Below are 26,621 nucleotides of genomic sequence, written 5' to 3'. Positions count from 1 at the left end.
ACCGCTCCCGGTGTGACGTTCGCTCAAACTGCGCCATGCGTCGCGATGTTGCGATACTGCCCTTTGAAATACAACAACGGCTGGGCCGCCGCAGTGTCTTGCAGGTTCAACGCCTTCACCTCGCCAATCACAATCAGGTGATCCCCCGCCGCGTGCTCGGCGTGGATTTCGCAATCCAGCCAGTGAAGGCTGCCTGCGATGATCGGATTGCCCAAGGGCGAATCCAGCCGTTCAACGCCATGCCACTTGTCCGCACCGCGCCGGGCGAATTGGTTGGAAATCCCGACTTGCTCGTCCGACAGGATATTGACCGCGAATCGGCCAGCCTGACGAATTTTGGGATAGCTCGCCGAACCGGACATCACGCTGAATGACACCAGGGGCGGATTCATCGACACGCTGTAGAACGACTGGCACGTGAACCCGATAGGCTCGCCGTCGACGTGTGAGGTAATGACCGTGATACCGGACGCGTAGTGCCCGAGCGCTTCGCGAAAACGCAATGGCTCGATCGGTGTCGACGCGGGGGGCATTCCCCCGCGTACCGCGTCCGACAACAGCGCAGAACTACTTCGAGAGTTCATTTCGAACGATTTCCGCGCCGGCGCTCAGCGCCTTGAGCTTGCCGCGTGCGACGTTGCGCGACAACGGGGCCATGCCGCAGTTGGTGCAAGGATAGAGCTTGTCGGCATCGACAAACTGCAGCGCCTTGCGCAGCGTGTTGGCGACCTCCTCCGGGGTTTCAATGGTATCGGATGCCACATCGATGGCCCCTACCATCACCTTTTTCCCCCGAATGAGTTCGATCAGGTCGATCGGCACGTGCGAGTTGTGACATTCCAGCGAGACCATGCTGATGCTGGACTTTTGCAGCTTCGGGAAGGCCTCTTCGTACTGGCGCCACTCCGAGCCGAGCGTCTTCTTCCAGTCGGTATTCGCCTTGATGCCGTAGCCGTAGCAGATATGCACGGCGGTCTCACACTTGAGCCCTTCGATGGCCTTTTCCAGCGTGGCGACGCCCCACTCGTTGACCTCGTCGAAGAAGACATTGAACGCGGGCTCGTCGAATTGAATGATATCGACACCTGCCGCCTCCAGCTCCCGGGCCTCTTGATTGAGAATCTTGGCAAATTCCCATGCGAGCTTTTCGCGGCTCTTGTAGTGGTTGTCGTAAAGCGTGTCGATCATCGTCATCGGCCCCGGCAGCGCCCATTTGATGGGCTGCTTGGTCTGCTGACGCAGAAACTTGGCGTCCTCGACGAAAACCGGCTTTTTTCGGGCCACGGCACCGACCACCGTCGGTACGCTCGCGTCATAGCGGTCGCGAATACGGACGGTCTGGCGGTTCTCGAAATCCACGCCGTCGAGGTGTTCGATAAACGTCGTCACAAAATGCTGACGCGTTTGCTCACCGTCGCTGACGATATCGATACCGGCGTGCTGCTGTTCTTGCAACGACAGGCGCAACGCATCGCGCTTGCCCTCGACCAGTTCCTCATCCTGCAATTTCCATGGCGACCAGAGCTTCTCGGGTTGCGCAAGCCAGGAGGGCTTGGGCAGGCTACCGGCGGTCGACGTGGGCAACAATTTCTTCATGATCAATGACCCTGTATTTTTTTGATGAATCAAAGAGCGTAGTTGGCAGACCACTGCTCAAGAACAGCTTGGTACGGCTTGATAAATTGCTCTTCGACAAACTTTCCTTGCTCAATCGCCAGCCGGCTACGCTCTTCTCGGTCGTAAACGATTCGAGTGAGCGAAAAGTCCTCGTGCTTCAAGCTCGGCTGATAGGATTCCCCCGCCGCTGAATTGGCGTTGTAGATCTCGGGACGATAGATCTTCTGGAAGGTGTCCATCGTGCTGATGGTGCCGATCAGCTCAAGGCTGCTGTAATCCGCCAGCAGATCGCCGGAGAAATAGAAAGCCAGAGGTGCGACGCTGTTCGCAGGCATGAAGTAGCGGACCTTCAACCCCATCTTCCTGAAATACTCGTCCGTCAGCGAGTAGTCATCCTGCAGGTACTCGACGCCCAGCACAGGATGTCGATTCGCGGTCCGATGGTAGGTCCGGGTGCTCGACACGCTCAGACAAATCACGGGTTGTTTGTTGAAATGACTTTTGTAGGTGCTCGAGTTCACGAAGCACTTGAAGAGCTTCCCGTGCAGGTCGCCGAAGTTATCCGGCGTGCTGAATTCCGGCTTGTTCTTATTGTGCTCGAGCAACAAGACGCTGAAGTCGTAATCCCGCACATAGGAGGAAAAGTTGTTCCCCGCAATGCCTTCCGTACGCTCGCCGGTCTTGCGATCGAGGATCGTCGTCTTCAGGATCTCAATGAGGGGAAGCGCATTGCCACTGCTTTCCCCATCGATATTCATCTCGACAGAGACGATCTCGAGGTTGACGGAATAGCGATCACCCTTCGGATTGTCCCAATGCGCGAGGGCATTGAAGCGATTGTCGATCATCCGAAACGTGTTGCGCAGATTCTCCTGCCGACTTTCCCCTCTGGCCAGGTTGGCAAAGTTGGTCGTAATGCGCGTGTTGTCCGACGGTTCATAGTCCTCGTCGAAACGAATTCGCTTGATGGCAAATGTGAAATCTTTACTCATTTTGATCTGATGGCCTTATTTCCGAGACAAATACCTGCGCTTACTCGTCGTGCTTCTGCGCAGGGTCGTCGTCCCCATAAAACTTCACGCCGAGCTCGATACGCTCGCGCCCGCTTTCCACGCGATGACGGTTCGTGTCGCGCAACGAATAGACGCAGCCGCAATACTCCTGCTGGTAGAAGTTCTCGCGTTTGCTGATCTCGATCATTCGCGCGGAGCCGCCGCCTTTGCGCCAGTTGTATTCCCAGTACAGCATGTCGGGGTAGTGCGACGCGGCCCGCACGCCGCAGTCGTTGATCTGCTGCATGTTCTTCCAGCGGGAGATCCCCAGCGAGCTGGTGATGACCGGGAAGCCATGCTCATGGGCATACAACGCGGTGCGCTCGAAGCGCATGTCGAAGCACATCGTGCAACGCACGCCACGCTCCGGCTCGTGCTCCATGCCCTTGGCACGTGCGAACCAGTTATCGCGGTCGTAATCGGCGTCGACGAACGGAATCCCGAACTGCTCCGCAAAACGAATGTTCTCGTTCTTGCGCAGTTCGTATTCCTTGAGCGGATGGATATTCGGGTTGTAGAAGAAGATCGTGAAGTCGATGCCGGAGGCCTGCATCGCTTCCATCACTTCACCCGAGCATGGCGCGCAGCACGAGTGCAACAGCACCTTCTGATGGCCGCCTGGTAACGCCAAAGGCTTGCGTTCGGTGGCGGACGCCATGAGAACTCTCCATGTAATACGTCCGCGTTCGCTGGACTGGAAGGCTCGAATTATGGTGTCCGACCGGGTCTCATGAATATCGATAAGTTCTCATGTGTTCATGAGCGCCACTCATGGAGCGGCTTGCCACAAGGCCTCACCCCTTGGCTGGCAGTTTCGCCTGTTCGATGAATGCGCGCAGATAATCGATATCCATATCGGCTTCGCGAGCGCCGAGAAAGATGTGTTTGGCAATGCCGTTCTTGCCCAGTCGAACGGGCACCACGTCCATCTTGTCGGCATATTCCAGCACCAGCCAGCGCGGCAGCGCGGCTACGCCGCGGCCGCTGGCGACCATTTGCAGCATGATGTCGGTGGTCTCGATCGCCTTGTGGCGTTTGGGCGTGATACCGGCCGGCGAGAGGAACATGTTGTAGATATCGAGGCGGTCGATCGGCACCGGATAGGCCACCAGTACCTCATTGGTCAGTTGCTTCGGCTGGATGTATGCCTCTTTGGCCAGCTTGTGGTTGCCGGCAACGACGAGGACCTGCTCGTAGTCAAACACCGGTTCGAAGACGAGGCCCGGCTTGTCCAGCGGATCGGGCGTGACCAGCAAATCGATCTCGTAGCCGAACAGCGCGCCGATGCCGCCGAACTGGAATTTCTGCTTGACGTCGACGTCCACGTCCGGCCACGCGGCCAAATAAGGCGACACGACTTTCAGCAGCCATTGATAACAGGGGTGACATTCCATGCCGATGCGCAACGCGCCACGCTCACCCTGGGCGAACTGCCGCAAACGGTCTTCGGCCAGGCTCAACTGTGGCAGCACCCGATTGGCCACGGCCAACAGGTATTGACCAGCCTGCGTCAAACGCAGGCTCCGGCCTTCGCGCAGCCAGATGTCGGTGCCCAACTGCTGCTCGAGCTTCTTCATGCTGTGACTCAAGGCCGACTGCGTCACGTGCAGAACGCCTGCCGCTGCTGTCAGCGACCCCTGTTTTTCCACTTCCTGGACGATGGAGAGATGAATACGATCAAGCATGATAAATGAGAAAAATTCATGTTTTTTGTGGATAGCATCATTTTACTTCATCATTTGGCGCCGCGCTGTGGTCCACAACGACGGCGCTGATATGCTTGACGCCGGCCGAACTTTCCTTCGACAGCCGTTGTGGAAAGTCACAGCTTGGGAAAACAGACACTGACGGTGCATGGCCCGCCCCCGTCAGCCGTCATCAGGAGACAAGTACCGAATGCCGAATCGTGATCGCACGAAGATGATTCTCAGAAAGACACCGGAATCCGCAGCGATGTCAGCGAACGTCAAGCGAGCGATGATCATCACCGCAAAACTCAACCAGTTGACGTTCAACGACGCCAATGACGTCCGGGCGATATTCAGCGAGCTCATCGGCAAACCGGTGGACGACAGCGTCCTGCTTATCCCCCCGTTCTACACGACGGGCGGGGTCGACATCAGCGTCGGGCGCAATGTCTTCATCAATCAGAATTGCACTTTCTACGACCTCGGCGGGATCGATATCGGCGACGACGTGCTGATCGGACCGAACGTCAGCCTGATCACGTCCGGCCATCCCATCGCACCCTCACAGCGGCACAGCGGTGTCGTGGCCAAGCCCATCACAATCGGAAATAACGTCTGGATCTCCGCCGGGGTCACGATCATCGGCGGCGTGGACGTGGGTGAGAATTCAGTGGTTGCGGCGGGCGCGGTCGTCACCAAAGATGTCCCGCCGAACACGCTGGTCGGCGGCAACCCGGCGAAGGTCATCCGCTCGATTGCGGACGAATGAACGTCACGGGCGATCACACTGCCCCCGCGACCTTACAGATGAAAATCGCCGGCGGCTTCCGGTTGGTAAAGGACTTTCTCGATGCGAATTTGACGGGTCCGATCCCGAATCCGCCAGTCGATCGCGTCACCCTCCTGATAGCCGAGAATCGCCGAGCCGACGCCGGAGAAAACGGATAGCTTCCCTGCGCTGCCATCTGCGTCCTGCGGATAGACGAGGTCGACTTCCATCGTCTCGTCGTCCAGCTGCAGCACGGCACGGGAGTTCATCGTGACCACATCGCGCGACACTTGTCGCGCATCGACGACAATGGCGCGCTCGATCTCGTGCTCCAGCTCGACCACCTCGGGCCCCTGCTCCAGCGCGACAAGATTCCGGAGCCGGGCCTGATCGATCTCCGTGATGTAGATATCGGACGGTCCGCCCACACGACCTTCGCGCAAGCACTCAAGATAACGCTCTGCCGTCATCACGTAGGACTTCAGCGCAGGGGTTTCACTGTCGAGCAGGAAGCCACAGCGCAGGAAGGCCTTGACCGAGCGCGTGTTGTCCGCATGAATCTTCGCGATGAGTTTTTCGGCCCGCATGTCGAAGAAGGCGAGCTTCATGCCCTCGCCCAAGGCACTGGCGCCGAGCTTTCTGCCCCAGTTATCGCGGTTTCCGATGACCAGAACGATCTCGCAATCCGGACCTGTCTTCACCAGGCGAACGAAGCCTACCGGCTCGTCGTGCCGGTCGTAGGCCATGAAAAAGCGGCCACCCTGATTGAAGAGATGCGTGAGGGTCGGCAACTGGACCCGATTGACGACTTGTTCGATGAACCGGGAGGCATGTCGCGAATCGCTCAAATAGCGGATCACGCTCTCGTCTTCCAGCCAATCGATCAAATGGAACGCGTTTGCCCGAGTGATCTCCGGGCACAGAGAAATGAAAGGCTTGCTCATCTTCGCCACACTGGGTTGCAAGAATGAAAGCCTTTCGCGGCAACGGCCTTGACGGTTCTTTCGAAAGAACCGCCATTTTAAGGCAGTCCGCGCGAACGAGGAAGTCCGTCGGCGCCCGAACCGCGTTTCTCACGGATGAATGGTTTCGCCGCGACTCAGCATGCCGATGAACGCGTCGATCTTGCGCGCTCGCGTTGTCGGCTTTTTGGCGTTCTGTATCCGAAAGAGGATTGCGTAGCGATTTCGGCTATTGAGCGTCGCAAAAAACGCGGCGGCCTTGGGGTTCGCATCCAGTGCGGCCTGCAAGTCGTCGGGCACGACGGCATTGGCTGGCGATGCATACGCGGCCGCCCATCGGCCATCCGCTTTGGCGCGCTCGATTTCGCGCAAGCCCGCAGGGCGCATTCGCCCCGCCGCGATCATCGCTTCCGCCCGTTCGGTATTACGCTTGGACCAGAGACTCTTTTCCGTGCGCGGGGTGAACCGCTGCAACCAGTACTCATCACTCTCCGCCTGCTTCTGACCGTCGATCCAGCCGTGACACAGGGCAACCTCCAACGCCTGTTCGTAGGTCAAGGACACCTGAACGGTGCCCTTTCGGGCAAGGCGCAGCCATATCCCGGCGCCACTGGTGCCGTTTTGCTTCAACCAGTGTTCCCATTCCGTCGGGTCAGAAAAAGTCAGGCGAGGTTCGGTCATGGCGCCATCCGTTTCGTTGGATTAAGACGAACATGTAGAGTGGTATAGCATGCGGCTACATGTTCACGACCGTCAGGAGGTGGCGTTGCTTCCCCAAAGTCTCGAAGTCATGGAAGAGGCCATGCGCACTGCACTCACGCCAGCGTTCCTGCTCGCCGGGACGGCCGGTTTCAGTCAGTTATCGGCGGCTTCGCACACTACACTCCGAATTCGACTAACGCTTCTGCACCGAACATGACAGCCCACAGTGCACGCCCCGTCAATTTCACGTTTCGTCGCACCGCCCTCTCTGACGCGGAAACGCTGGTCGAAATCCGCATTGCCGCGATGCGCGAGAGTCTCGAGCGCATCGGACGCTTCGATCCTCAACGCGCACGTGAGCGCTTCCTGAATACGTTTGACCCGTCGCTGTGCCGATTTATCGATGTCGACGGCGTGCCGGCAGGCTTCATTCTGATCCGCCCGCACGACGACCACTGGTTGCTGGATCACTTTTATATCCTGCCAGAATTCCAACGCGCCGGTCTCGGCGCGGCCGTTCTGCGGACCGTGATTGACGACGCCGACGCCCGGCACATCCCCATTCGCCTTGGTGCGCTGCGGGAGAGCGATGCAAACCGCTTCTATCAACGCCACGGCTTCCTCCAGGTGGAAGAAGCGGAGTGGGACATCTACTACGTTCGTCAACCGGGACAGCCGCGTCAGGACAGTTCAATCGGGAGCTAGGTGTGCGCGCAGTTCAAACCATCCCGCCGTCTCCCGAAGCGTGATTAATTCATGAAAATCGACGACAATCCGAAAGCGCTGCCCTCATGCCAATTCGGAGCACTAAATGTCGATTTCTCTCTCGAGATTGATCCTGTACGTTCGCGATGTCGAGTTGTTGAAGGCTTTCTACCAGACCCACTTCGGCTTCGCCGTCACCGAATCCATCGAAAACGAATGGGCGGTGCTTCAAGCGGGCCCCACCGAGATTGCATTTCACAGGGTCGGCGAAGCCTATCGGGATCAACCGGCCCACGGCAATATGTCGAACGCGAAAATGGTCTTCTCACTGGCCTCGGGGATCACGGAACTGCGCGAGAAGCTGCTAACCGAAGGCGTGCGAATGCGTGACCTGAAGCGCTACGACGGCTTTCCCCAGTTGATGTGCGACGGCGAGGATCCCGAAGGCAACGTTTTTCAGCTTTCGCAGGCCGACTGAGCGCACACTCTGGCCGGACGCCCGATCGGCGTTGGCGTCATTCGAGGGCATCACCGGCCGCGTAGTCATCGATTAACGTGCGCAATCCTCCGCGCACGTTAATCGTCACGCGCGCTTCAAGAACGTCGTAACACAGGTTTCAGATCCTCATCGAGCGCCCAATGGTCGCTTCGTGGCTGAATGCGGACGCCGCCGACCCAGCGCGTCTCGCTGGCGTGATCCAGCCAGTAGGCTTCGCCACGCAGCACTTGCTCGCCCAATGGCGTCAGCCCGACGACGCGCGTCTGCGGTTCGCCTTCAGCGTCGTGGACCTTGATAAGCGGTGCCGTGCCATTCATCAACGAACGCGCGATCGTGTGGAACATGGCGTCGCCGAGAAATGGCAACGGATCGCGACGTGCCGTCAGTTCCGCGAAGACATCTGCCAGGGTCGTGCGCTCCGCGTCGCGAATGGCCGTCAACGCAAGTCGCTCCGTCAGCGACAACCCGTCGCGCAACGCGGGCACCTCCTGCAATTGCCGGGCCAACGCGGGCGCCAGGAGCGGAAGTTCGTCGTGAGGCTCCCGGCAGAACGCCGACAGCTCAAGCGGTGACGCATCGCGAAAGGCATCCCACGCGGCACGGGCGAGCGCAATCGCGCTTTGGCCGATGCGCCGCCGCTTCGGCCAAAGCCATGCGAGTACTTTCGGCGAGAGTTGCCCCATACCGACGAATCGCTCAACGCCCGGCACCCTGTCGATGTCGATAAGCTCCAGCAGCGCAGGCGTGTGCGACATATTGGCGAGTACGGCAATCAGGAACAACTGATCGTAGGCGTCGGCTTCGCACCACATCACGACGCGTTTGGCCTCCGACATGCGGGCTAACGCGCCGTACTCCACCTGTGCGCGCTGACGCACCGCCGGCATCGGGATATCGAAGGTTCGGCTGATGAATTCACAACGCGTCTCGATAAAAGCCTGTTCGGGCAATCGGGGAACGGGGCCCATGCAGAATGGGTCGGCAAACATCCGGAATTCACCGCGAAAGCCGGCCACCTGCAGGGCATGGGCGATGTCGTTGCCGCAGCGCCAGTGTTGCGTGCTGGCTTCGTCATCGGCGATAAAACGGGGATTTTGTGCGGCAAACGCGACGGCATCGGCATGCGCCTTAAGCTTCGGCCAACTGGCGAAGCCAAGTTCACGGGCGACCAGCCACTGGGCGTCGGCAAGGACAGGGGCGTCTGCGCGATGCAGCAAGTCACGTTGCGCATCAGGGAAAGTGGCGTGCTGCATCTGCCTGAGCCGTTGCTTGGCGCGTTTGCGCAGCTGATTCAGGTCGAGCTCGCCGTTCTGCACGGCAATGTCGGGGCGTTGAGGCATACGATCTCCGGAGATGGCCGTATCCGCTCATTGGCCGGGAGTCGCATGGAATATGCGGTAGAACACTGAAACCTGGGAGCAAGCCCTTTCCGCGGAATGGGGGCGCGGTTGCACGCCGTGCACGAATTCTAGCCGACATTTCCAATCGTGGCATCGCTGTTTTGTGACTATGATTGACGAGATCTCACGAGCATTTCGCACGGCTCGCCCGGAGGCAGACAATGACACGCGTTCGCGTAAACGGTTTTACCCTTTCACTTGACGGCTATGGCGCCGGTCCGGAGCAGGACATCAACCATCCGCTCGGCATCGGCGGGACCGACCTGCACCAATGGCTGATCCCGACCCGCACGTTCCAGCGATCCTTGTTCGGCAAGGACGAAGGCACCACCGGCGCGGATGACGATTTTGCCGCACGCGGCTTCCAGAACCTGGGGGCGTGGATTCTCGGGCGCAACATGTTCGGTCCCATTCGCGGGGACTGGCCGAACGACGACTGGAAAGGCTGGTGGGGCGACACGCCGCCCTATCACGTGCCCGTCTTCGTCCTCACGCACTACGCCCGCCCCGCCATCGAGATGAAGGGCGGCACCACGTTCCACTTCGTCACCGGTGGCATTCACGAGGCCCTCGAACGCGCACGCGACGCGGCCGCCGGAAAAGACGTGCGCATCGGCGGCGGGGCGGAGACCATCCGTCAATATCTTCGGGAAGGGCTCATCGACGAACTGCACATCGCCATCTCGCCCGTGCTGCTTGGCCGCGGCGAAGCACTGTTCGAAGGTATCGATCTTCGCTCGCTCGGCTACGAATGCGTGCAGTCGGTGCCAACGGAGAAAGCCACGCATGTCGTGCTGCGTCGACAGGGGCAAGCGAGCACGACAGCTGGCTGACAACGCACCGATTGCAGTGCCCTTGACCTGCGGGCACTGCCGCAGCCCGTGCGCCCACCGCTCACTCGTATCGCCATCATTCGCTGACGCCCAAGGCGGCATCAATGCCGACCCGACGCGGCTCTCGCGACGCTCGCCGCCTATGCAACGTCTGCGCACGATCCGTCGTCTGAGGGCGCATTCGACATCGACGGGTGCTCATTCCAGTACAATCCGCGCACTTCAAAGATCCCGAGGAACACGACTTTGGCACGACCGGAACATAACCAGCACCGCGAAAGCGGGGGGCACGTGCAAGCGGGCGCCTCGACGCAGGGCGAATTGCGCCGCACGCTTTCGGCGCGTCATCTGACGATGATCGCGGTGGGCGGGTCCATCGGCACCGGCCTGTTCGTGGCCTCCGGCGCCACCATCGCCCAGGCGGGCCCGGGTGGCGCGCTGCTGGGTTATGTCCTGATCGGGCTCATGGTGTATTTCCTGATGACGAGCCTCGGTGAGCTTGCCGCCGCCATGCCGGTCTCCGGCTCGTTCTCGACCTACGGCGCGCGCTATGTCGATCAGGGCTTCGGCTTCGCGCTGGGCTGGAACTACTGGTACAACTGGGCGGTGACGGTGGCGGTGGACCTGGTGGCCGCGCAACTGGTCATGGCGTACTGGTTCCCGGACATACCGGGCGTGTACTGGAGCGCGCTGTTCCTTGCCATCACCTTCGGGCTCAACGCCCTGTCGGCACGCGGGTTCGGCGAAGCGGAATTCTGGTTCGCACTCGTCAAGGTGATCGCCGTGCTCGCGTTCGTGGTCATGGGCGTGATGATGCTGCTGGGCATCATTCGCGGCGGCGAGACCGGCGGTGTCGCCAACTGGACCGTAGGCGATGCGCCTTTCGCCGGCGGATTTGCCGCGCTGATCGGCGTGGCAATGGTGGTGGGATTCTCGTTCCAGGGGACCGAACTCATCGGGATTGCTGCCGGCGAATCGGAAGACCCCGCGCGCAACCTGCCGCGCGCCGTGCGCCAGGTGTTCTGGCGCATTCTGCTGTTCTACGTGGCGGCGATTCTGGTGATCGGTCTGCTCATCCCCTATACCGACCCGCATTTGCTGCGTAACGACGTCTCGGACATCAGCGTCAGCCCGTTCGCGTTGATTTTCGAGCGGGCGGGGTTGCTGGGGGCCGCGTCGGTCATGAACGCGGTGGTGCTGACCTCGGTGCTCTCCGCGGGCAATTCCGGCATGTACGCGGCGACGCGCATGCTCTTCAGCCTGGCTCGCGACGGCAAGGCGCCGCGCGTCTTCGGTCGCGTCTCGGCCAATGGCGTGCCGACGTATGCCCTGCTCGCGACGGCCACCGTCGCGGCGCTATGCTTCTTCACGTTCGTGTTCAGCCCGAACGCCGTGTACATCTGGCTGCTCAACACGTCCGGCATGACCGGCTTCATCGCCTGGCTGGGCATCGCGATCAGCCACTACCGGTTCCGGCGCGGCTATCTGAAGCAGGGCCACGACCTCGCCAACCTGCCCTATGTGTCGCCGTTTTTCCCGTTCGGGCCGATCTTCGCCTTCGTGCTGTGTCTGATCATCACGTTGGGGCAGAACTATGAGGCGTTCTTGCAGGACAGGATCGATTGGGGCGGCGTGGTCGCAACGTACATCGGCATTCCGCTGTTTCTGTTGATCTGGGCCGGTTACCGTCTCGTGCGCGGCTCGCACTTCGTGAAGTACCGCGACATGCAGTTCCCGGACGTGCGCTCGCAGCGCCGCGATGCGGCACCGGTGTCGGGCACGGCGACGGAGATCGGCTAAGCGGGAACGTCGCAGCGCACATTGCGTGTCCCGAATGCCGCTCGGCCACCCGGTCGGGCGGCATTTTGCATTTCGGGAGACGGATCGGCACAGGAACACCGTCGCGCCTGGGCACAACCAACGGCAAAATCAGCGCCGCACCTGTTCGGCGACGAGCACCAGCGCCACGATGACCATCGCGCTGCCGGAGATGCGGCTCATCGTTCGCGCGAAGGCCGGGCGGGCGCGCAGCACCAACCGGGCGCCGAGCGCGACCACCGAGTACACCACCAGACAGTTGAGCATGTGCACGAGGCCTAGCTCGGCAATTTGCCCTTCGATCGACAGCGCGTGGCTCGGGCTCGTGAACTGGGGAAGCAATGCGAGAAAGAGCAACAACGCCTTCGGGTTCAGGCCGCTGACAGCAAGGCCCTGGGCGACCCACCGGGCGGAAGTCGACTGCGTTTCTTGCGCACCGGCCTGCGGCGCCGACGGACGAAGGATGGCGTTCGCGCCGAGCCAGAGCAGGTAGGCAGCCCCGGCATACGTCAGCACGGTCAGCAGCATCGGCACCCGCGCGACGAGCGCGCCGACCCCGCCCGCCACGACCAGCGTGATCGCAACGTACCCGAGCAGCAACCCCGCAATCGCCGGGACGATCGCTCGTTGTCGCATGCCCGCCGAAATGGCATAGGCCCAGTCGGCGCCCGGCACCACCACCAGCGAAAGCGACACGAGCCAGAAGGCTGTCAACACACTCGTTGCCATCTCAAGTCCATCCATGAATACCGCGAAATCGGACTGGCAATGTTACGTGGACAGCCGAAAAAGGTGCTCCCTATTCTTCCTCGAACAACCGACGATTGCAGTAGAATCTCCCGCATGGACGATATTGATCGAAAGATTCTTGCCGTTATGCAGGAAAATGGACGACTTTCCATCACGGAGGTCGCAGAGCGCATCGGCTTGAGCCTCTCGCCGTGTCATCGTCGGGTTCGGGCGCTCGAAGAAGCCGGGGTCATCTCCGGCTACCGCACGACCATCGCGCCGCTGGCCGTCGGACTGACCTTTTCGGCCATCGTGTTCGCCACGCTCCGGGAAAGCACGCATCCCACGCTGTTGGCATTCGAAGCCGCCGTGCTGGACTTGCCGGAAGTCATCAGCGCGGAGCGCCTGTTCGGTGAACCGGACTACATGCTCCATATCGTCACGAAAGATCTGGCGGCCTTCCAGACCCTGTACGACCGCAAGCTCTCCGCCCTTCCCGGCGTGCTCAAGATGACGTCGACGCTCGTCATGAAGAGCGTCTGTCAGCATCGGCCCTTACCCCTCTGACGCCTATAGTGGCGCCCGCCCTCGCGAGCGCGTCGAGATCCAGCAGAGTATCGAGCCGCCGCACACCATCGCCGCGCCTTGCCAGAACGAGAACGGCAACGGCGCGCGCAGCAACACTGCCGAGAGCGCGGCCGAAAACACCGGAATAAAGTACGAGGCCCCCGCGAGCAGCGTCACATTGCCGCCCAGAATGCCCACGTTCCACGCGGCATAGCCAAAGCCCATCGCGCAAGCCGCCAGCAGCAGGTAGACCATGCTCAACGTGCTCACCTGCATGGGCTCGCCGCCCATCCATGCGTACTTCGCCCACAACGACGCCGCGACAAGCATGAAGAAAAACGTCACGCCGTTCTTGCCGTCGGCATAGCGCGTCGTCACCGTGCAATACGCCGCCCAGATCACAGCCCCCGCAAACGCCAATCCGTAGCTCAGCGGGTTGTCGAGCACGTTGGCCGCCATCTCCGCCACGTCGAAACCCCGGTCGCCGCCAAGCACCCAGCAGATGCCCAGCATCGACAGCAGGAATCCCGGAATCACCCAGGCGCTGGCGCGCTGCCGGTTGAAGACGATCGCCGCCATCATGGTGAACGTCGGCCAAAGATAGTTGACCATCCCGACCTCGATCGCCTGGCGTGCCGTATTGGCATACCCGATCGACAACGACAGGCACAACTCGTAGGCCACGAACAGCAACGTACCCAGATACAGATAGCGTTTCGGAAATGCCCTAAGACTAGGGAAGCCGACGGAGACGAGCAGGAACACGGAGGCCACCGTGTACATCATTGCGGCTCCCCCCGTCGGTCCGAAGCTCTCGCTCACACCGCGAATGAGTCCGACGATCGAACTCCACAGCACGACCGCCAACAATCCGATCAGCGTCGCCCGGTTCCGTCGCTTGCTATCCATGCTCCCCGTCCTGCATCCGTGTTGAAGGTGGCCCGCTCAACGCCAGGGCGACAGATCGTCGCCATGACCGTGAACGGGCCGAGGGGGAAGTATAGCGAGCTGATACGGGATAGCGCTTCCTGAGTGATAGCGGCCGGATTATTGCTCGGCCAACACGTTGCCCTGACGATCGACCAGCGCCACCTTCACGATTTGTGCCTTGACGGCCTTGTTCGACATGTCCGCGGATTGGGTGTAGCCATAGACCACCAGCGTCGGCGCCGCGCCACGCGCGCGCATGGACTCGATGTTGCGGGCGGCGTCTTCATTGGCGACCACAAGATAGCGGAAGCCATCGCCATTGCTGAAACTCAGACGGTACTCGCCGTTGTCGTAGAAATAGCGAAACGAACCGCTCTCCCACAACGAGCTATCGAGCGGGAAGCTCTTCTTCTCGAAGTCGTACTTCTGGACAGGATTGCTGACAGTAATGCGGAAGTAGCGCTGTGCCTTGGCCTGCGCGACCGCCTGATCGATCCGGGGCTTGAGGGCTGCGAGCAGATCGCGCTTGCGGAACTCGTCGTTCGCGCCTGCGTAGTCGCGCGACATGCGATTGGCGATCTGATCGTAGTCGACCGGCATGTCTGCCAGCGCGAGGTACGCGAACATCAACTGATTGCCGCTGTTGTATTCGACGTAGCTCGACGAGGGCGTGGCCGGATCTCCCTTGGGCAGCGCCGCCTGTGCGGCCTGTTGCTGCGCCTGGGCCACCGCCCGCGGCGACGTCGCGTCGGCCAGATTCGGCGTGGCGGGTGCGGTATCGGCGGTGGGCTTGCCCTGCGGCGCCTTGTCGCCACAGGCGGACAAACCGACCGCCGCTGCGGCGAGCGCCGTCGTCAGCACAAGATGTTTGAAGGTACGTTGCAGTGCGAGCGTGTGCGTATGCATGATGGGCATCCTTATCGAGGAATATTCGGAAATCGATTGCGTTCGTGGGTCGGAATGACGCGTGAAGTCGATGTCGGTCGCCAGTGCGACTCAGCGCTTGGCCGCCGTCCAGCCGAGCACACCGGTTGCCGCGAGGTACAGGCTCACCAGCACGGCGAGATAACCGCCCAGCCCGATCGACACGGCCTTGAGCGCTTCACGAACGAGTTCGCTGGCGAAATCGGCCGCTTGCTTGCCGCCGAACATCGTTGCCGCACCCTGCGCTTGCGAAATGCCGTCGCTGATATTCATGTAGATGCCGGCCATCAGCGCCACCATGAAGACGAGCGGCAACAGATTTGCGAGATGCGCACGCGGATCGCGCACGAAGTAGGGGGCCAGCGGCGCGAGAAGTGCAACCACGGCGACCACGCCGTACACGCCCGCGCTCCCTCCGTTGCCGCCCAGCGCGTTGATCATGCCGCCCGGCGCATTGATCAGGCCCAACAGCTTCCACAGCGAAATGCCGACCTTGTAGTTCGACGACACCTGCACCGTAATCGTGTTCAGGAAGAACCAGGCCACGGCCAGCAATCCCATCGCGCCGAGCGTGCGCGCCCCGAAGCGGGCCACGAGCGCATTGCCGCGCTGCTTGACTGCGGAGAGCGCCTCGTCGGTCGCCTCGCGGGCGAGCTGACTATCGGAGACCGCACGCAGCTGCACCAACTGGCCCGCTTCGTCGATCAGCCCATCGACCGTCATGTTCACAGCAGGGGCCTGCTCCGACTGCCACACGCCTTCCAGGGTGAACGGATATTGGCGACCGGCAATGCTGACAAGGCCGGGGCCGGTGCTCGTGTCGCGCAGGATCTTGCCACGTTGGTTCATCGTTTCTCTCCAGTGCTTGGTGTCGCATCTGCGGCACGCCTAGGGGTTGGGTCAAGCGCACGGCCGTCTCACGGGCCCGCGCCGTTGCCCGCCGGGCTCATCGAGCATCGCGGCGGATACCCCCTATTCGGAGCGACCCGGTAAAACCGGAAGAGAATCTGAGAAATATTTTCGCGGGCGAAATCCCCGCGCTACGCGACAGACGCACGGACAAAAAAACAAAGGGGGCCGAAGCCCCCTTGGTCCTGCGTGTCGATGCGCGACAGCGCCACCCGGTCAGTGCGGGTCGTCCACCACTTCGCCGTATGACAGCAGCCCCGTCGCCTCGAGATCGGTAAGGGCCTTCGCGGCGTTCCCCGTGGGCACAGCGAGCCAGATCACGCCGTCCTCATCCGGACCGCGCACGATATCGAGCTGCAGATCGCCGATCGCCTTGCGCAGTTGCGCAACGGTCGTGCCGTCCCGGAAGATCACCTGGAGCATCGGCACACCCGGGGCCGGAGACACCGGTGCGCCGCGCATCGCGCTTGCCCCATTGTCGTCGGACGTCGATGCCATTTCGGCCAGACGCATCGTCTGTGTACCGGCCACCAGCACCAGTGCCGCGAGGGAGGCGAACGCCCAGCCGCGCGGTATCGGACGCGTCCACCACGCACGCAGGCGCTCCGCCAACGACGGCGCGCCGCGTTCCGGCGCCAGCGTAGGCAATTCGTCGAATGCCACCAGCGGACGACGCTCGGCGTAGCTCGCATCGATGGCCTCGCGCGTGGCGTCCGCGAAGCGCTGCTCCTCGTCGAGCGCCGCCTGCCATTCGGGATGCGCAACCAATTGCTGTTTCATCCATGCCGACTCGGTGTCGTCGAGCTTGCCGCAGACATACAGCAGAGCCAACGCGCGGAAGCGTTCCAGATCGTCGTGCATCATGCGCGCGTCTCCTCTTGATCCGTGGCCGTACCGCCCTGCTTCGGACGCGTCCAGCCGAGTTTCGCCGACACACATCGACGCATGCGCTGCGTGGCTGCCCGAACCCAGCCGCGGACCTGTTCGGCATTGATGAGAACCCCCGGCGGTGTCTGTTCCTGCAAGCGCACCGTCATGTCGGCGTAGCTCAGTTCTTCCTCCAGCGTGAGCTCCATCGCCAGCCGGTAGTTCGGCCCGTCGCCGGTCGGCAACGTATTGAGACAGGCGCGCATCACGCGCTCCAACTGCGAACCGTAGGCGCGGTCTTCGGGAGACGGCAGATCGCAGGCAGTCTCATCGGGATCGGAAACGGGCGCGAGCCAGTGGCCCGCACCGGTGCGGGCGGCGGCGGCGTCGCCGTCGGCCTCAGCCGACGCGGCATCCTCATTGGACAGGGAGGTATTGCGATTGTGCTTGTAATGCTTGCGCAGGACATCGATCGCACATTTGTACGTGATGTCCTTGACCCATGTCTTGACCGTAGCGCGCGCCGGATCGTAGGTCTCGGCCTTGCGCAGAATGCGCAGCCAGGCGTCTTGCACTGCGGCAACGGCCAGGTCTTCGTTGTAATTGGTCGCCTGCAATGCCTGGCGGTCGAGCACACGGGCAATGTGATCGTAGAATTTGCGGTGTGCCGCAAGCGCCTCGCGGCTGCGGTCTCCGGCTTTACCGAACTTGCGCAGCAGGCGCGTCAGTTCTTCGTTGTCGATGTCGTCGCTTTTCATGCGGGCAGGGCGTAGTCCAGCGCGAATTCTACGTGATCCGCGCCGTACCGTCCCCGCCGGAATCAGTGATTCAGCCGCCGTGTCTCATTGGCCCCACGTGCCTCCTCTACCGAGATCCGCATCTGCTCCGCAAACCGGAACAACGCATGCGACAACGCCCGTACCGCGCGCGGCAGGTGCACCGTCCAATCGGCCTGATCGACGAGCCACATCTCGACGGCCAGCCACACCTGGTCGTCCACGGTGTGGATCTTGATGGCTTTGTAGCGACGATTGATCTCGTTCATGGCGTGCAACACGAACGCCCGCTCCTCCGGCGTATCGACACACCACACGTTGGGCAGCAGCAACTTGGAGAATTCCGGGTCCTCGCGATCGAAACACAAGGCGTAATTCATGCCCTCGCGTTTGAAGACGATGTCGCCGTCGTCGTCCACATGGGCGACATAGCCCTCGCGCTTGAAGTAATCGAGCAAGGTCGGAATGGCGTGATGCATGGCTGGCTCCTAAGGACCCGAGACGGATCCGAATGCGATCGGGATAGACCCGCCGGCAGTGGCCGACGGGTTGGCGGCAAGGCGCCGACATCCCCTATTCGCAGCAGAAGCGGGAAACCGGAAAGGTATTACGTCAAGCCGACTCAGTGCAGGCCGGTCGTGCTCGCTACGCGACGACAAAAGGCGTCGGCGTCGCCATCGATCACTGCACCGCTCGGCAGTTTCCCGGTGCGCGCGTGCGCCCGGCCGATGGCGTCCGCCAGCGCGGCGTCGCCCTGCACCGCATAGGCGAAGACAGCCAGCCGTGAGGCCGTGGCGTCCGCCAGCAGAGCCGGGTTGGCGTCCATGGTGCGCGCGTCGACGTGAATGCCGGCTGGCAGACCCAGCTCGGCGACCAGCCGGTTCATCCAGTTCCGGTCGAGCACAGGGGCCTTGGCGTGCTTCGCAATCATCTTCGTCCATCGGTTCGACGCCGCCGCTTCGGCGTTGCGGCCATCGAACACGATCAGCCCCATGTACCCCTGGGCATCGGCCGTGCGCGCGCAGCGAAGGTTCTGCAACAGCCCGGACGTCAGGAACCAGTTGCCATGCGAGATGCCCTGGCGCATCTGCGCCACCAGCCCCTGAATCGGTGCGCAGTTGCCGACGACTTCCTTGATTTCCGCGTTGAGCGTCTTGCCCGGATAGCGGCTTGCGATGGCAAGCGCATCGGACAGAAACGGCGGCGCCTCGGCAGTCGGCCTGCCGTTGAGCGTCATGCGTGCGGCACGCCACTCGGCACTCGTGAGCTGGGCCACCGGACGCGGTGCGCCAGCGAGCACCGAGCGGCCCGTGCGCAAGTCGTGATGCAGCACCCAGGTACCGTCGGACAACTGCTGCATGTCCGTCTCCACACCGTCCCATTTTCCAGCGTAGCCGCTGCGCAGCGCGCTACCGGAATTCTCGGGGTCGGCGGCCGAGCCGCGATGCGCGTGAATCTGCATGCCGAGACAGGCGGCAGACAACGGCGGGGTCACCGCCGCCAGCACCGTCAGCGCAAGCGCGGCGGCGTTAGTGCGCAGCCGGGTGATAGCCATAGTTCAGCCCTTGCAGAATATCCTTGCGAATCGCTTCGTTGAGCGGATAGCCATAGCCCTGTCCCACCACGACGACATGCGCAATGTTGGTCAGCGCACGACCGCCCGAGGCCCCCGTGCGCGCCCACGACATCATCTGGCCGAACAAGTCGCTGCGGGTAATGTCGTTCGACGCCACCGACAGGATCGACCACACCCCGATCATCGCGCAGAAGAGCACGGCGAGCGCCGTGCGCGAGGCGCGGCGGCTCAACTCGCCGTCCGGGCCGGTGCGCGTGAGCATCAGACACTTGGCGCTCAGGAACAGCAGCTTGGAGAAGTGTGCGATGGCTCCCAGCAGCGAGAAGAACAGCGCAACCGCGGGCACGATGGCCGCCCGCGTGGCGTCGATGCCTTCCTGCGCGTACTTGCCGCCATTCTCGAAGTCGGCGGGCTTCGCATCGTATTTGCTCATCTGCAAGCGCGCCTGCTCGTCGGAGAAGGCGTCGAACAACTGGCCGAATGCTTCGGTGCTGGCGTACGACGGTTGCACCGTGGCGCTCGCGGGCAGGCCTAGCGATTTGCGCAGCTCCTTCTGCACGCCCGCACGGGCCACGAAGGCGTCATACGAGAGACCCGGCGGAATCGTCTCGCCGCCGACTTCCACGCTATGAACCTTGCGCGCAGCCGCCTGACGGTACTTCACCGCAACCGCACGATAGAACGACACGATGTCGCTGGGATGCCAGTTGCCGGGCAGCGCAGGCAGATCGCGGCGAACGCTCGCGCTCACCTTGCCGCGTGCGTAAAACGGCACCGTCTCCGGCTGCCAGCCACGGCGCGACAAGCGGGCGCGATAGTCGTTCCACGCGCGCTGTTGCTCGGCGAGCAGGCCGGAATCGCTGTCGGGGATGATCGCGGCGTACTTGCTCCAGTCGTCGTGCAGCCGCTTCATCGCGTCGCGGTAGTTGTCGTAGTAGCCCTTCGCGCCGCCGATCTCGCGGCGCACCGCTTCGCGCACCAGCGTCGCCTTGACCGCGCGGGTCTTCTCGTCGAGCCGGTCGACCGACACGGCCAACACCGGGAACAGCGCCAGAAACGCCTTGCCCTGCGGTCTGGCGAACACCATGTCGCTGCCCGTCAGCCCGTCCAGTTGCAGACGTCCCTCGACAAGCGAGCGTTGCAACAGAATCGTGTTGGCTGCAATGCGACGGAACTCGGCGTCGCGCGTGGTCACCAGCACATCGACGAAGGTCTTGATGGCGAAGTACACCACGACGATCGTCACCAGGCACGCAATGCCGATGGTCCCCAGACCTGGCGACTTCTTGCCGCCATCCTTCCCGCGCCTGGTGCGCTTGCCCATGAGCCATTGCAGCACGAATAGCGCCGCCGCAATGCCCGAGAGCGTGCGCCCGTAGACTTCGATGTGATGCACATCGTCGATGGTGGCGGTGCCGCCCACCACGTCGAGCAGGCGCCCGTTGAAGCCGAGTTCGAAGGTCAGGTAGACCAGCGTGAGGGCAATCAGAAACGCCGTCTGTTTCAGCAGGGTATTGCGCACGATCAGTTCCGGAGGTCGACTCGAACGGGTTTGACTTCTTCGGCGCCAAACGTCAGCCCGCCGGCGCCGGGGGCACTCGGCAACCCCGGCACGGTCCGCCCGGACGACGCCACGGTCGTGGGCGTATTCGGTGCCGGCGCATTGTTGGCCGGTGCGGTCGTCCCGGTGTTGCGCGCCTGACGGCGTGCGGGCGCATGACGCCCGGGTTGCGGATTGCTGTTCGCCGCCGCTCCGGCCGTCTGCGGCGGCGCAGGAACGAAGCGGTTGGCGTCTGCCGGGTCGTCGACGGCCTTGAGCGACGCATCGGCGAACGGCTTGCGACGAACGTCGACACCCGGCGGCACCGGGATGGCCGATTGCAGCAGACGGCTGTCGGTATAGGTGTGGCGCACGAGGCGGCCGTTGCCCGGGAAGTCGAAGACGAGCGCGCGTCCCTGGTCGATCAGGTCGGCACGCGGACGGTCCGCGCAGTTGCCGAACGTCCACCCAAGTACATCGCTGTCCTGAATGGCGTACAGCACATACTTGAACGGGCAGTTGCGCTCCTGCGTTTCGACCACCACAACGGAGCGGTCGCCGACCACTTCGTTGCGTACCACGCGTGCGGTGATTGCATTCTGCAACGGCAGCACGCGCATGTAGCGCTCGAGCTTAAGTGAGTACTGACCATTGCTGCGGCGCAGATTGCCTTCCGAGCCGTCGGCCAGCTTGAAGGTGTCGACCACCGTGCCGAAAAGGCTCGCCTGATCGATGCCGTAGACCGTGGTGCCCTGACTGTTCTTCGTCACGGCACAACCGCCGAGCGCGAAAGTCATGACCATGACGCTCAGCAGTCCTGCGCGCCGCATTGCCGTGCGGGCACCCCAGCCCGCACCGCGCTTCCCGTGTTCAATTCGTGTCATTCTTGTTGTTTGATGTCTGAATCTGGCGCCCGATTCTCTCACATCGAAACTACCGAAACGATGACGATACGGACTGGGCGCCACGCCCGTGTTGTACACGCAACGGTATTTTTCGGCCTCGCATTCTCTGCTATGCTCGGCGCACTCAAAACAAGGCGCCGACCGTGCTCTCACGCCATGCGCGCCACCGCCGCGCTGCCTGGGGAGAGCGAACGTGTTCGATGCGATTGCCGACTGGATCAACAGCAAGACCGCTTTCGTGCTTGCCCTGCTGCTGGCGCTCGCCGGCCTCACCCTCGGTCTGGGCCACGCGGCCGCGACATTGAGTGGCAGCCACGGCGAAGCCGCCCGTCGCGGTGCCAGCGACGGCATCTGCGGTGAAGTCCAGGCCTGGTTCGGCCCCCAGGCTTCGCTCGCCAACCTCAACGAGTTCCTGACGCAATACGGCGCCGTGGTCACCTACGGGCCCAACGAAAACGGCGCATGGCAGTTGCACTTCCCTGCGCTGTCGCTCGACGACGCCCTGCAAGCCACCTCCCGCGCCAACGGCGTTGCCCGTGTGGCCGCCAACCCGCAATGCCGCGCATGAGCTCGCCGCAACGTCCCGTGCGCTGGGGCCTGGAGGCACTTGCCGCGCTTGTCGTTACGCTCGGCTGCACCACCGAATACATCGCCCTCGGCGCACAAGCCACCTCCCCTTTGCCTGGCCCGCAAGCAGCCGCGTTCGGCATTTTGCTCGGTATCCTGACGGCTGTGATCGGCATCGCCCTTGCCGCGCTGGGCGCCGGTACGCGGCCGATGATATCGGGTCCGCGCGTCGCGTCGACACTCTTCCTATCGAATTTGGTAGGGGCGCTGGTTGCCGATCCGGCGATGGCGGCGCAGGGCATGCGACCGATCCTCGCGCTGGCCGGGGTGGCGGTGCTGATCTCCGGGCTGATGCAGATGATCATCGGCCTGCGTCACGGCGGGTCGTTCGTGCGCAAGGTGCCCGCGCCGGTGCTCTCCGGGCTGATCTTCGGCGTAGCCGGGCTCGCCGTGGCCGATCAGGTCAACTTCCTCGTGCGCTGTACGCTCGACTGGGGCGTCGTCACGCTGGCAATCGCCGGACTCGGCATCGCCAGCCATTTCGCATGGCGTGCGTTCGCACAGCGCATGGCGCGCACGGGACGCAGGCTCACGCTGCCCGTCGGTCTGTCGCTGTTCGTTGCCATGCTGGTCGCGACCGGCACGTACTATCTAGCGCTGCGCGCGCTGCCGGCGCCCTCGCCTGCCTGTCGCCTGATCGGCGTGGCCGGTCTCGATTTTGCGGCGTGGCGTCCCGTCGACACCGGCGTCTGGCTCGACCTGCTGCACGGCATCAGCCCGCATGCGCTGGCCCTGACGATCGGCTACGGCCTCGTGATCGGCTTCGTGTCCTCGCTCGACACCGTGATTGCGGTGTCGTCCATCGAGTCGCTCACACTGCGACGCGGCACCGTCGACCGCGACCTGCTCGCGTTCGGCGCGGTGAATGCACTGCTCGGCGCGCTCGCACTGCTGCCCAACGTCGGCTCGGTCACGCGCTCGAACATGGCGATTACCAGCGGCGCACAAACCCGCTGGACAGCCGTCATGCACGCCGCGCTTGTCTGCGTCGCGCTCACGGCCGGCGTCGGGCTCGTGGCCATGTTACCGAAGCTCGCGGTCGCGGTGGTCGTGATCGTGATGTCGCTCGACATGATCGACGAGGGTGCGCGCACCATTACGCGTCATGCCTTCTCCGACGCGCGGCCACGCCGGCTGTTCGGCGCCGCGATGTGGCTGTTCACGCTCGAACTCGTCGCCACGCTCGCCTCGGGCCAGCCGCTGGTCGGCTTTGGTGTGGGCGCGGTGTTCGGGGCCCTCATCGCCTGGCCCACGCCGCGTCGCCTGACCATTACGGTGGCCCCGAGCGACGAACATGACGACGGCCTCGTCGCCACGCTGGGCGGTGCCCTGCTCGCCTACAACGTCGACAGCGCCGTCGTCGAACCCTTGCTCGCGCAGGTGGACGACGCCAACGCGGCACGCGAGCGCGATCACCCCGGGGTTGCGCTGAGCGCGTTGCCGCCGCTGCCCGTCGTACTCGACCTCGCGGGCGTCGTCCGCACGGATCTCACGGCCTGCCGCGCGCTCGCCCAATTCGCCCAGTTCTGCGCCGCGCGTCATGCCGAGGTGCGATTCCGCGTCCCGGCCGGGCGCGACGCAACATCGCATCCCGCGCATCCATTTGCGCCGGCGCACCCGATGACGCAGGCACTGCCCCATTTCGTCGGCCACTCACGTCTGATCGTCGTGCCGTGGCCTGGCACGCCCGCAGTGGCCGATGGGGTTGTCGCCCCGCAGCCGCTCACGCCCTGACGGCGCAGTCCCCACCGAACGTGTTCAAGTCACCATGTCCATGATCTCCTTGCTGCTTCGCGGCCTGACCCTTGTCCTGCTGTGTGCGCCGTGCTTGTCGCCGACCCTGAGCCAGGCCGCCCCCGCGCCACAGCCCGCACGCAAGGTCGCGCTCGTCGTGGGCAACAGCAGCTACGACGGTGCCGACCGACTCATCGCCCCGGCGAACGACGTCAAGCTCATTGGCGATACGCTGCGCCAGCTCGGCTTCGAAACGCGCGTGACGACCGATGTGTCGCAAGAAGAATTCAAGACAGCGGTGGCCTGGCTGGCGCAGGCGTCGAAGGGGGCGCAGGTGTCGCTCTTCTATTTCGCAGGTCATGGCTTCGAGTCGGGTGGCGACAACTTCCTCGTGCCAGTGCATGCCGGAGTGCCCATTCGCGCCATGACGCGCCCTATTCTTCTCGAGCGCGCCCTCCGGCTGGGCTATGTGCGCAGCAAGGTCATGCCCTCGGCCCCCACGTCGTTCATCGCGGTGATCGATGCCTGCCGCGTACCCTCGCGCGGCAATGCCGGTCCGGGACTCAAGCCCGAAAAAGTGGGACAGGGCGAGTTGATCGCCTTTTCAACGGCCGATCAGGCGCCCGCTTACGATTCGATGCGCAACTTCGGCAACTTCGGTAGCGCTGCGGACAACAGTCCGTTCGCCTACTACCTGGCGATGAACATGAAGACGCCCGGCGCCACGATCAAGCATACGCTCGACCTCGTGCAGCAGCAGGTGGCAGAGCTCACGGGCGGACAGCAGCGTCCGTGGATTTCGAGCGGCCTGATCGGCGACGTGCCGCTTGGCGCACAGTTCCTCGTCGCTTCCAACGTGCCTTCGGGCAAGACCTCCGATGCAACGCGCGGCGGGGCAACACGCGGCGTCGCGTCGGCAAGCGCCCCCGTCGCCCCGTCGGGCAGCGCTGCCTCCGTGCCCCACGTGCCGCCGTATCTGGCCGATCAGTTGGCGAAGGTTCGCGAGAATGCGAATGCGCAACCGGCAGCCCCGCTGCAAAATCCGCAGACACAGCGCGCCAACGCCTGGGACGACGCCGAAGCGCGTATCACGCAGGCGGCGCAGCGCGCCGACCGCAACGACATTGCCGCACTGCGGGCGCGCGGCAATGACGCGGCAGCGCTCACCACACTCGGCATGATCTACGAGAATGGCTACGGCGTGTCGCGCGACGGCAAAGCCGCCGTCAACTTCTACAAGCGCGCGGCGAACACCGGGTATCCGATTGCGCAGACACTGCTCGGCGAGATCTACTTCGAAGGCAAGCTCGCGCAACGCGACTATGCCGAGAGCGAGAAGTGGCTGGCGCGCGCGGCATCCCAAGACTACACGCGCGCACGTCTCGATCTGGCGCAGGTGCGTGCAACACGCGGTCAGGGCGACGCGAACGGCATGCAAAACTGGGCCGACGCTGCATCGATCATGATCGACTCGCTTCGCCGCCAACAGCAACAGACGCAGCAGCAATACGGCCGTTGAAACGCCCTGAAGCCAAGAATTCCAAATTCCGTTCGTTTTTTAAGTTTCGGCATGAAGCGGCGACCCGAAAAGCGAATATGTTCTATCAGATGCAACATAAAGTTGACCTGAAAGACAGGCGAAATTCATCGGATCGATTCGCTATCCGAAACAGTCAACGGCGCACCCTGTCATTAACAATAGGGGGCGCTGTTGTATTTTGATTCGACACGCAATCCGGCAATTAAACCGACTTATGCCGTCGCTATAATCGGCCGCCAACCGATCGGCGCGACGCATGCACTCGTGGCGGGGCGGTATCGGTTGCATGACGGGGGACGGCGGTGCCGGGGCACGGCCGCACAAGCAGGTAACCACCAATTCAACGCCAGATAAATCATGAAAGAAATCCAAGCCGAAAATCCGGTCAACGTCGAGCGTGTCGACGGCGGCATCGTCATTTCCATCCCTGGCGACAATCCGCCGTTGGTCCCGATCTTCATGGGATGCCTTTCCGCCTTCATCTTCTTCATGATGGGTCTGGGCATGCACTTCTTCCTGCTCGTCGCAGCAGGCATGGTCGGTCTGGTCGTCTACGCCTTCAAATCGAACCGCAAGACGCAGGTCGTCAAACTGATCAACGGCAAGCTGATCGTGGGCGACAAATCGTATGACACCGCACAGGTCTCGTCGATCGAACTCGGCAACTCATTCGCGAATACGCCGATCGTCACGAGCAATTCGGTCTACGTCGGGTCGGGCGCAGTGGGCATGGCGGGCGCGGCCGTCGGCGCCACGATGCAGAATCTCGCCGCAGGTATGGCGAACGCTTCGGCGCGCTCCGGTGCGAAGAAGGGTTACTACGTACGCATTGTCTACGGCACGAAAAAGTATTACCTGGCGAAGAGCCTGCGCGAAGTGCGTGCGCAGGCCCTGTACAACGTGCTGACGTCCGACGCGTAATCCGTCACCAGCAATCCGTCAGATGAGGCGC

General features: G+C 62.7%; 28 protein-coding genes. 10 read left to right on the top strand and 18 right to left on the bottom strand.

What is annotated here, in order from left to right; all coding sequences use genetic code 11:
- Positions 1 to 23: 23 nt before the first annotated feature.
- The 5 genes from ABWO90_RS22520 to ABWO90_RS22500 form a co-directional block, all read right to left on the bottom strand.
- Positions 24 to 533: a flavin reductase family protein gene (locus ABWO90_RS22520; protein ID WP_353193480.1), complete on the bottom strand. Its 510-nt coding sequence runs from the start codon at positions 531 to 533 to the stop codon at positions 24 to 26.
- A 34-nt stretch (positions 534 to 567) separates the two neighbouring features.
- Positions 568 to 1,596, bottom strand: a complete 1,029-nt coding sequence (locus ABWO90_RS22515) for a methionine synthase (RefSeq protein ID WP_353193479.1) — start codon at positions 1,594 to 1,596, stop codon at positions 568 to 570.
- 29 nt (positions 1,597 to 1,625) lie between these two features.
- Complete coding sequence (locus ABWO90_RS22510; protein WP_353193452.1) at positions 1,626 to 2,609, bottom strand: DUF1852 domain-containing protein; 984 nt, start codon at positions 2,607 to 2,609, stop codon at positions 1,626 to 1,628.
- Between the two features lie 40 nt (positions 2,610 to 2,649).
- Complete coding sequence (locus tag ABWO90_RS22505) at positions 2,650 to 3,327, bottom strand: epoxyqueuosine reductase QueH (protein ID WP_353193451.1); 678 nt, start codon at positions 3,325 to 3,327, stop codon at positions 2,650 to 2,652.
- Between the two features lie 136 nt (positions 3,328 to 3,463).
- Positions 3,464 to 4,354, bottom strand: coding sequence for a LysR family transcriptional regulator (locus ABWO90_RS22500; RefSeq protein WP_353193450.1), 891 nt, complete (start codon positions 4,352 to 4,354; stop codon positions 3,464 to 3,466).
- Positions 4,355 to 4,565: 211 nt separating this feature from the next.
- On the opposite strand from ABWO90_RS22500, the gene ABWO90_RS22495 reads away from it, so the two are divergent.
- Complete coding sequence (locus tag ABWO90_RS22495; RefSeq protein ID WP_353193449.1) at positions 4,566 to 5,126, top strand: sugar O-acetyltransferase; 561 nt, start codon at positions 4,566 to 4,568, stop codon at positions 5,124 to 5,126.
- Between the two features lie 32 nt (positions 5,127 to 5,158).
- Here ABWO90_RS22495 and ABWO90_RS22490 read toward each other — a convergent pair whose 3' ends face one another.
- Together ABWO90_RS22490 and ABWO90_RS22485 are read right to left on the bottom strand one after the other, a co-directional pair.
- Positions 5,159 to 6,070 carry a bifunctional GNAT family N-acetyltransferase/nucleoside diphosphate kinase regulator gene (locus ABWO90_RS22490; protein WP_353193448.1) on the bottom strand — a complete coding sequence of 304 codons (912 nt, stop codon included), beginning with the start codon at positions 6,068 to 6,070 and terminating at the stop codon, positions 5,159 to 5,161.
- Positions 6,071 to 6,199: 129 nt separating this feature from the next.
- Entirely contained in the window at positions 6,200 to 6,769 is a 570-nt protein-coding gene (locus ABWO90_RS22485) for a YdeI/OmpD-associated family protein (RefSeq protein WP_353193447.1), read from the bottom strand.
- Between the two features lie 234 nt (positions 6,770 to 7,003).
- On the opposite strand from ABWO90_RS22485, the gene ABWO90_RS22480 reads away from it, so the two are divergent.
- Complete coding sequence (locus tag ABWO90_RS22480) at positions 7,004 to 7,495, top strand: GNAT family N-acetyltransferase (protein WP_353193446.1); 492 nt, start codon at positions 7,004 to 7,006, stop codon at positions 7,493 to 7,495.
- Positions 7,496 to 7,622: 127 nt separating this feature from the next.
- On the top strand, positions 7,623 to 7,973 hold the full coding sequence (locus ABWO90_RS22475) for a VOC family protein (RefSeq protein ID WP_353193445.1): 351 nt from the start codon (positions 7,623 to 7,625) through the stop codon (positions 7,971 to 7,973).
- Positions 7,974 to 8,089: 116 nt separating this feature from the next.
- Here the strand turns inward: ABWO90_RS22475 and ABWO90_RS22470 are convergent, their stop codons facing one another.
- Positions 8,090 to 9,334 (bottom strand): DUF1835 domain-containing protein, encoded by a 1,245-nt coding sequence (locus tag ABWO90_RS22470; RefSeq protein WP_353193444.1) that lies wholly within the window; start codon positions 9,332 to 9,334, stop codon positions 8,090 to 8,092.
- 221 nt (positions 9,335 to 9,555) lie between these two features.
- Here ABWO90_RS22470 and ABWO90_RS22465 point away from each other — a divergent pair, with 221 nt between their 5' ends.
- Positions 9,556 to 10,227, top strand: a complete 672-nt coding sequence (locus tag ABWO90_RS22465; RefSeq protein ID WP_353193443.1) for a dihydrofolate reductase family protein — start codon at positions 9,556 to 9,558, stop codon at positions 10,225 to 10,227.
- A gap of 246 nt (positions 10,228 to 10,473) precedes the next feature.
- Positions 10,474 to 12,027, top strand: a complete 1,554-nt coding sequence (locus ABWO90_RS22460; RefSeq protein WP_502922680.1) for an amino acid permease — start codon at positions 10,474 to 10,476, stop codon at positions 12,025 to 12,027.
- A gap of 129 nt (positions 12,028 to 12,156) precedes the next feature.
- Here ABWO90_RS22460 and ABWO90_RS22455 read toward each other — a convergent pair whose 3' ends face one another.
- The gene (locus ABWO90_RS22455; RefSeq protein ID WP_353193442.1) at positions 12,157 to 12,774 is read right to left on the bottom strand and encodes a LysE family translocator; all 618 of its coding nucleotides are present in this window, start codon (positions 12,772 to 12,774) and stop codon (positions 12,157 to 12,159) included.
- A gap of 114 nt (positions 12,775 to 12,888) precedes the next feature.
- Between ABWO90_RS22455 and ABWO90_RS22450 the strand changes: the two genes are divergently transcribed.
- Complete coding sequence (locus ABWO90_RS22450; RefSeq protein WP_353193441.1) at positions 12,889 to 13,341, top strand: Lrp/AsnC family transcriptional regulator; 453 nt, start codon at positions 12,889 to 12,891, stop codon at positions 13,339 to 13,341.
- Positions 13,342 to 13,344: 3 nt separating this feature from the next.
- On the opposite strand, the gene yddG is transcribed toward ABWO90_RS22450, so the two are convergent.
- The 9 genes from yddG to ABWO90_RS22405 all read right to left on the bottom strand — a co-directional run bounded on the left by yddG (position 13,345) and on the right by ABWO90_RS22405 (position 21,666).
- Positions 13,345 to 14,250 (bottom strand): aromatic amino acid DMT transporter YddG, encoded by a 906-nt coding sequence (yddG, locus tag ABWO90_RS22445; RefSeq protein WP_353193440.1) that lies wholly within the window; start codon positions 14,248 to 14,250, stop codon positions 13,345 to 13,347.
- Positions 14,251 to 14,388: 138 nt separating this feature from the next.
- On the bottom strand, positions 14,389 to 15,177 hold the full coding sequence (locus ABWO90_RS22440) for a DUF4852 domain-containing protein (RefSeq protein WP_353193439.1): 789 nt from the start codon (positions 15,175 to 15,177) through the stop codon (positions 14,389 to 14,391).
- A 90-nt stretch (positions 15,178 to 15,267) separates the two neighbouring features.
- On the bottom strand, positions 15,268 to 16,044 hold the full coding sequence (locus tag ABWO90_RS22435; RefSeq protein ID WP_353193438.1) for a hypothetical protein: 777 nt from the start codon (positions 16,042 to 16,044) through the stop codon (positions 15,268 to 15,270).
- 276 nt (positions 16,045 to 16,320) lie between these two features.
- Positions 16,321 to 16,968, bottom strand: a complete 648-nt coding sequence (locus ABWO90_RS22430; RefSeq protein ID WP_353193437.1) for a hypothetical protein — start codon at positions 16,966 to 16,968, stop codon at positions 16,321 to 16,323.
- Positions 16,965 to 17,729 carry an RNA polymerase sigma factor gene (locus tag ABWO90_RS22425; protein WP_353193436.1) on the bottom strand — a complete coding sequence of 255 codons (765 nt, stop codon included), beginning with the start codon at positions 17,727 to 17,729 and terminating at the stop codon, positions 16,965 to 16,967. The genes ABWO90_RS22430 and ABWO90_RS22425 overlap by 4 nt, the downstream gene beginning before the upstream one ends.
- Before the next feature lie 62 nt (positions 17,730 to 17,791).
- On the bottom strand, positions 17,792 to 18,226 hold the full coding sequence (locus ABWO90_RS22420; protein ID WP_353193435.1) for a T3SS (YopN, CesT) and YbjN peptide-binding chaperone 1: 435 nt from the start codon (positions 18,224 to 18,226) through the stop codon (positions 17,792 to 17,794).
- 143 nt (positions 18,227 to 18,369) lie between these two features.
- Entirely contained in the window at positions 18,370 to 19,302 is a 933-nt protein-coding gene (locus tag ABWO90_RS22415) for a glycerophosphodiester phosphodiesterase (protein ID WP_353193434.1), read from the bottom strand.
- Positions 19,277 to 20,845, bottom strand: coding sequence for a hypothetical protein (locus tag ABWO90_RS22410; RefSeq protein WP_353193433.1), 1,569 nt, complete (start codon positions 20,843 to 20,845; stop codon positions 19,277 to 19,279). Before ABWO90_RS22410 ends, ABWO90_RS22415 begins: the two co-directional genes overlap by 26 nt.
- A gap of 2 nt (positions 20,846 to 20,847) precedes the next feature.
- Positions 20,848 to 21,666 (bottom strand): hypothetical protein, encoded by an 819-nt coding sequence (locus tag ABWO90_RS22405; protein ID WP_353193432.1) that lies wholly within the window; start codon positions 21,664 to 21,666, stop codon positions 20,848 to 20,850.
- Positions 21,667 to 21,961: 295 nt separating this feature from the next.
- Here ABWO90_RS22405 and ABWO90_RS22400 point away from each other — a divergent pair, with 295 nt between their 5' ends.
- The 4 genes from ABWO90_RS22400 (at position 21,962) to ABWO90_RS22385 (ending at position 26,590) form a co-directional block, all read left to right on the top strand.
- Positions 21,962 to 22,336, top strand: coding sequence for a hypothetical protein (locus ABWO90_RS22400; protein ID WP_353193431.1), 375 nt, complete (start codon positions 21,962 to 21,964; stop codon positions 22,334 to 22,336).
- Entirely contained in the window at positions 22,333 to 24,129 is a 1,797-nt protein-coding gene (locus ABWO90_RS22395) for a SulP family inorganic anion transporter (protein WP_353193430.1), read from the top strand. The genes ABWO90_RS22400 and ABWO90_RS22395 overlap by 4 nt, the downstream gene beginning before the upstream one ends.
- Positions 24,130 to 24,163: 34 nt before the next feature.
- Positions 24,164 to 25,648 (top strand): caspase family protein, encoded by a 1,485-nt coding sequence (locus tag ABWO90_RS22390; RefSeq protein WP_353193429.1) that lies wholly within the window; start codon positions 24,164 to 24,166, stop codon positions 25,646 to 25,648.
- 378 nt (positions 25,649 to 26,026) lie between these two features.
- Positions 26,027 to 26,590 (top strand): hypothetical protein, encoded by a 564-nt coding sequence (locus ABWO90_RS22385; protein WP_353193428.1) that lies wholly within the window; start codon positions 26,027 to 26,029, stop codon positions 26,588 to 26,590.
- Positions 26,591 to 26,621: the final 31 nt, after the last annotated feature.

Source organism: Pandoraea pnomenusa (assembly GCF_040391475.1).
GTDB classification, from domain to species: Bacteria; Pseudomonadota; Gammaproteobacteria; order Burkholderiales; family Burkholderiaceae; genus Pandoraea; species Pandoraea pnomenusa_C.
Note: the sequence above shows the minus strand (reverse complement) of the source record. Positions and strands in the feature narration are given on the sequence as shown.

Excerpts from the sequence above, each read along its gene's own strand:
- ABWO90_RS22520 (WP_353193480.1), bottom strand. The coding sequence starts at position 533 with ATGCCCCCCGCGTCGACACCGATCGAGCCATTGCGTTTTCGCGAAGCG.
- ABWO90_RS22515 (WP_353193479.1), bottom strand. The coding sequence starts at position 1,596 with ATGAAGAAATTGTTGCCCACGTCGACCGCCGGTAGCCTGCCCAAGCCC.
- ABWO90_RS22510 (WP_353193452.1), bottom strand. The coding sequence starts at position 2,609 with ATGAGTAAAGATTTCACATTTGCCATCAAGCGAATTCGTTTCGACGAG.
- ABWO90_RS22505 (WP_353193451.1), bottom strand. The coding sequence starts at position 3,327 with ATGGCGTCCGCCACCGAACGCAAGCCTTTGGCGTTACCAGGCGGCCAT.
- ABWO90_RS22500 (WP_353193450.1), bottom strand. The coding sequence starts at position 4,354 with ATGCTTGATCGTATTCATCTCTCCATCGTCCAGGAAGTGGAAAAACAG.
- ABWO90_RS22495 (WP_353193449.1), top strand. The coding sequence starts at position 4,566 with ATGCCGAATCGTGATCGCACGAAGATGATTCTCAGAAAGACACCGGAA.
- ABWO90_RS22490 (WP_353193448.1), bottom strand. The coding sequence starts at position 6,070 with ATGAGCAAGCCTTTCATTTCTCTGTGCCCGGAGATCACTCGGGCAAAC.
- ABWO90_RS22485 (WP_353193447.1), bottom strand. The coding sequence starts at position 6,769 with ATGACCGAACCTCGCCTGACTTTTTCTGACCCGACGGAATGGGAACAC.
- ABWO90_RS22480 (WP_353193446.1), top strand. The coding sequence starts at position 7,004 with ATGACAGCCCACAGTGCACGCCCCGTCAATTTCACGTTTCGTCGCACC.
- ABWO90_RS22470 (WP_353193444.1), bottom strand. The coding sequence starts at position 9,334 with ATGCCTCAACGCCCCGACATTGCCGTGCAGAACGGCGAGCTCGACCTG.
- ABWO90_RS22465 (WP_353193443.1), top strand. The coding sequence starts at position 9,556 with ATGACACGCGTTCGCGTAAACGGTTTTACCCTTTCACTTGACGGCTAT.
- ABWO90_RS22455 (WP_353193442.1), bottom strand. The coding sequence starts at position 12,774 with ATGGCAACGAGTGTGTTGACAGCCTTCTGGCTCGTGTCGCTTTCGCTG.
- ABWO90_RS22450 (WP_353193441.1), top strand. The coding sequence starts at position 12,889 with ATGGACGATATTGATCGAAAGATTCTTGCCGTTATGCAGGAAAATGGA.
- yddG (WP_353193440.1), bottom strand. The coding sequence starts at position 14,250 with ATGGATAGCAAGCGACGGAACCGGGCGACGCTGATCGGATTGTTGGCG.
- ABWO90_RS22440 (WP_353193439.1), bottom strand. The coding sequence starts at position 15,177 with ATGCATACGCACACGCTCGCACTGCAACGTACCTTCAAACATCTTGTG.
- ABWO90_RS22435 (WP_353193438.1), bottom strand. The coding sequence starts at position 16,044 with ATGAACCAACGTGGCAAGATCCTGCGCGACACGAGCACCGGCCCCGGC.
- ABWO90_RS22430 (WP_353193437.1), bottom strand. The coding sequence starts at position 16,968 with ATGATGCACGACGATCTGGAACGCTTCCGCGCGTTGGCTCTGCTGTAT.
- ABWO90_RS22425 (WP_353193436.1), bottom strand. The coding sequence starts at position 17,729 with ATGAAAAGCGACGACATCGACAACGAAGAACTGACGCGCCTGCTGCGC.
- ABWO90_RS22420 (WP_353193435.1), bottom strand. The coding sequence starts at position 18,226 with ATGCATCACGCCATTCCGACCTTGCTCGATTACTTCAAGCGCGAGGGC.
- ABWO90_RS22415 (WP_353193434.1), bottom strand. The coding sequence starts at position 19,302 with ATGGCTATCACCCGGCTGCGCACTAACGCCGCCGCGCTTGCGCTGACG.
- ABWO90_RS22405 (WP_353193432.1), bottom strand. The coding sequence starts at position 21,666 with ATGGTCATGACTTTCGCGCTCGGCGGTTGTGCCGTGACGAAGAACAGT.
- ABWO90_RS22395 (WP_353193430.1), top strand. The coding sequence starts at position 22,333 with ATGAGCTCGCCGCAACGTCCCGTGCGCTGGGGCCTGGAGGCACTTGCC.
- ABWO90_RS22390 (WP_353193429.1), top strand. The coding sequence starts at position 24,164 with ATGTCCATGATCTCCTTGCTGCTTCGCGGCCTGACCCTTGTCCTGCTG.
- ABWO90_RS22385 (WP_353193428.1), top strand. The coding sequence starts at position 26,027 with ATGAAAGAAATCCAAGCCGAAAATCCGGTCAACGTCGAGCGTGTCGAC.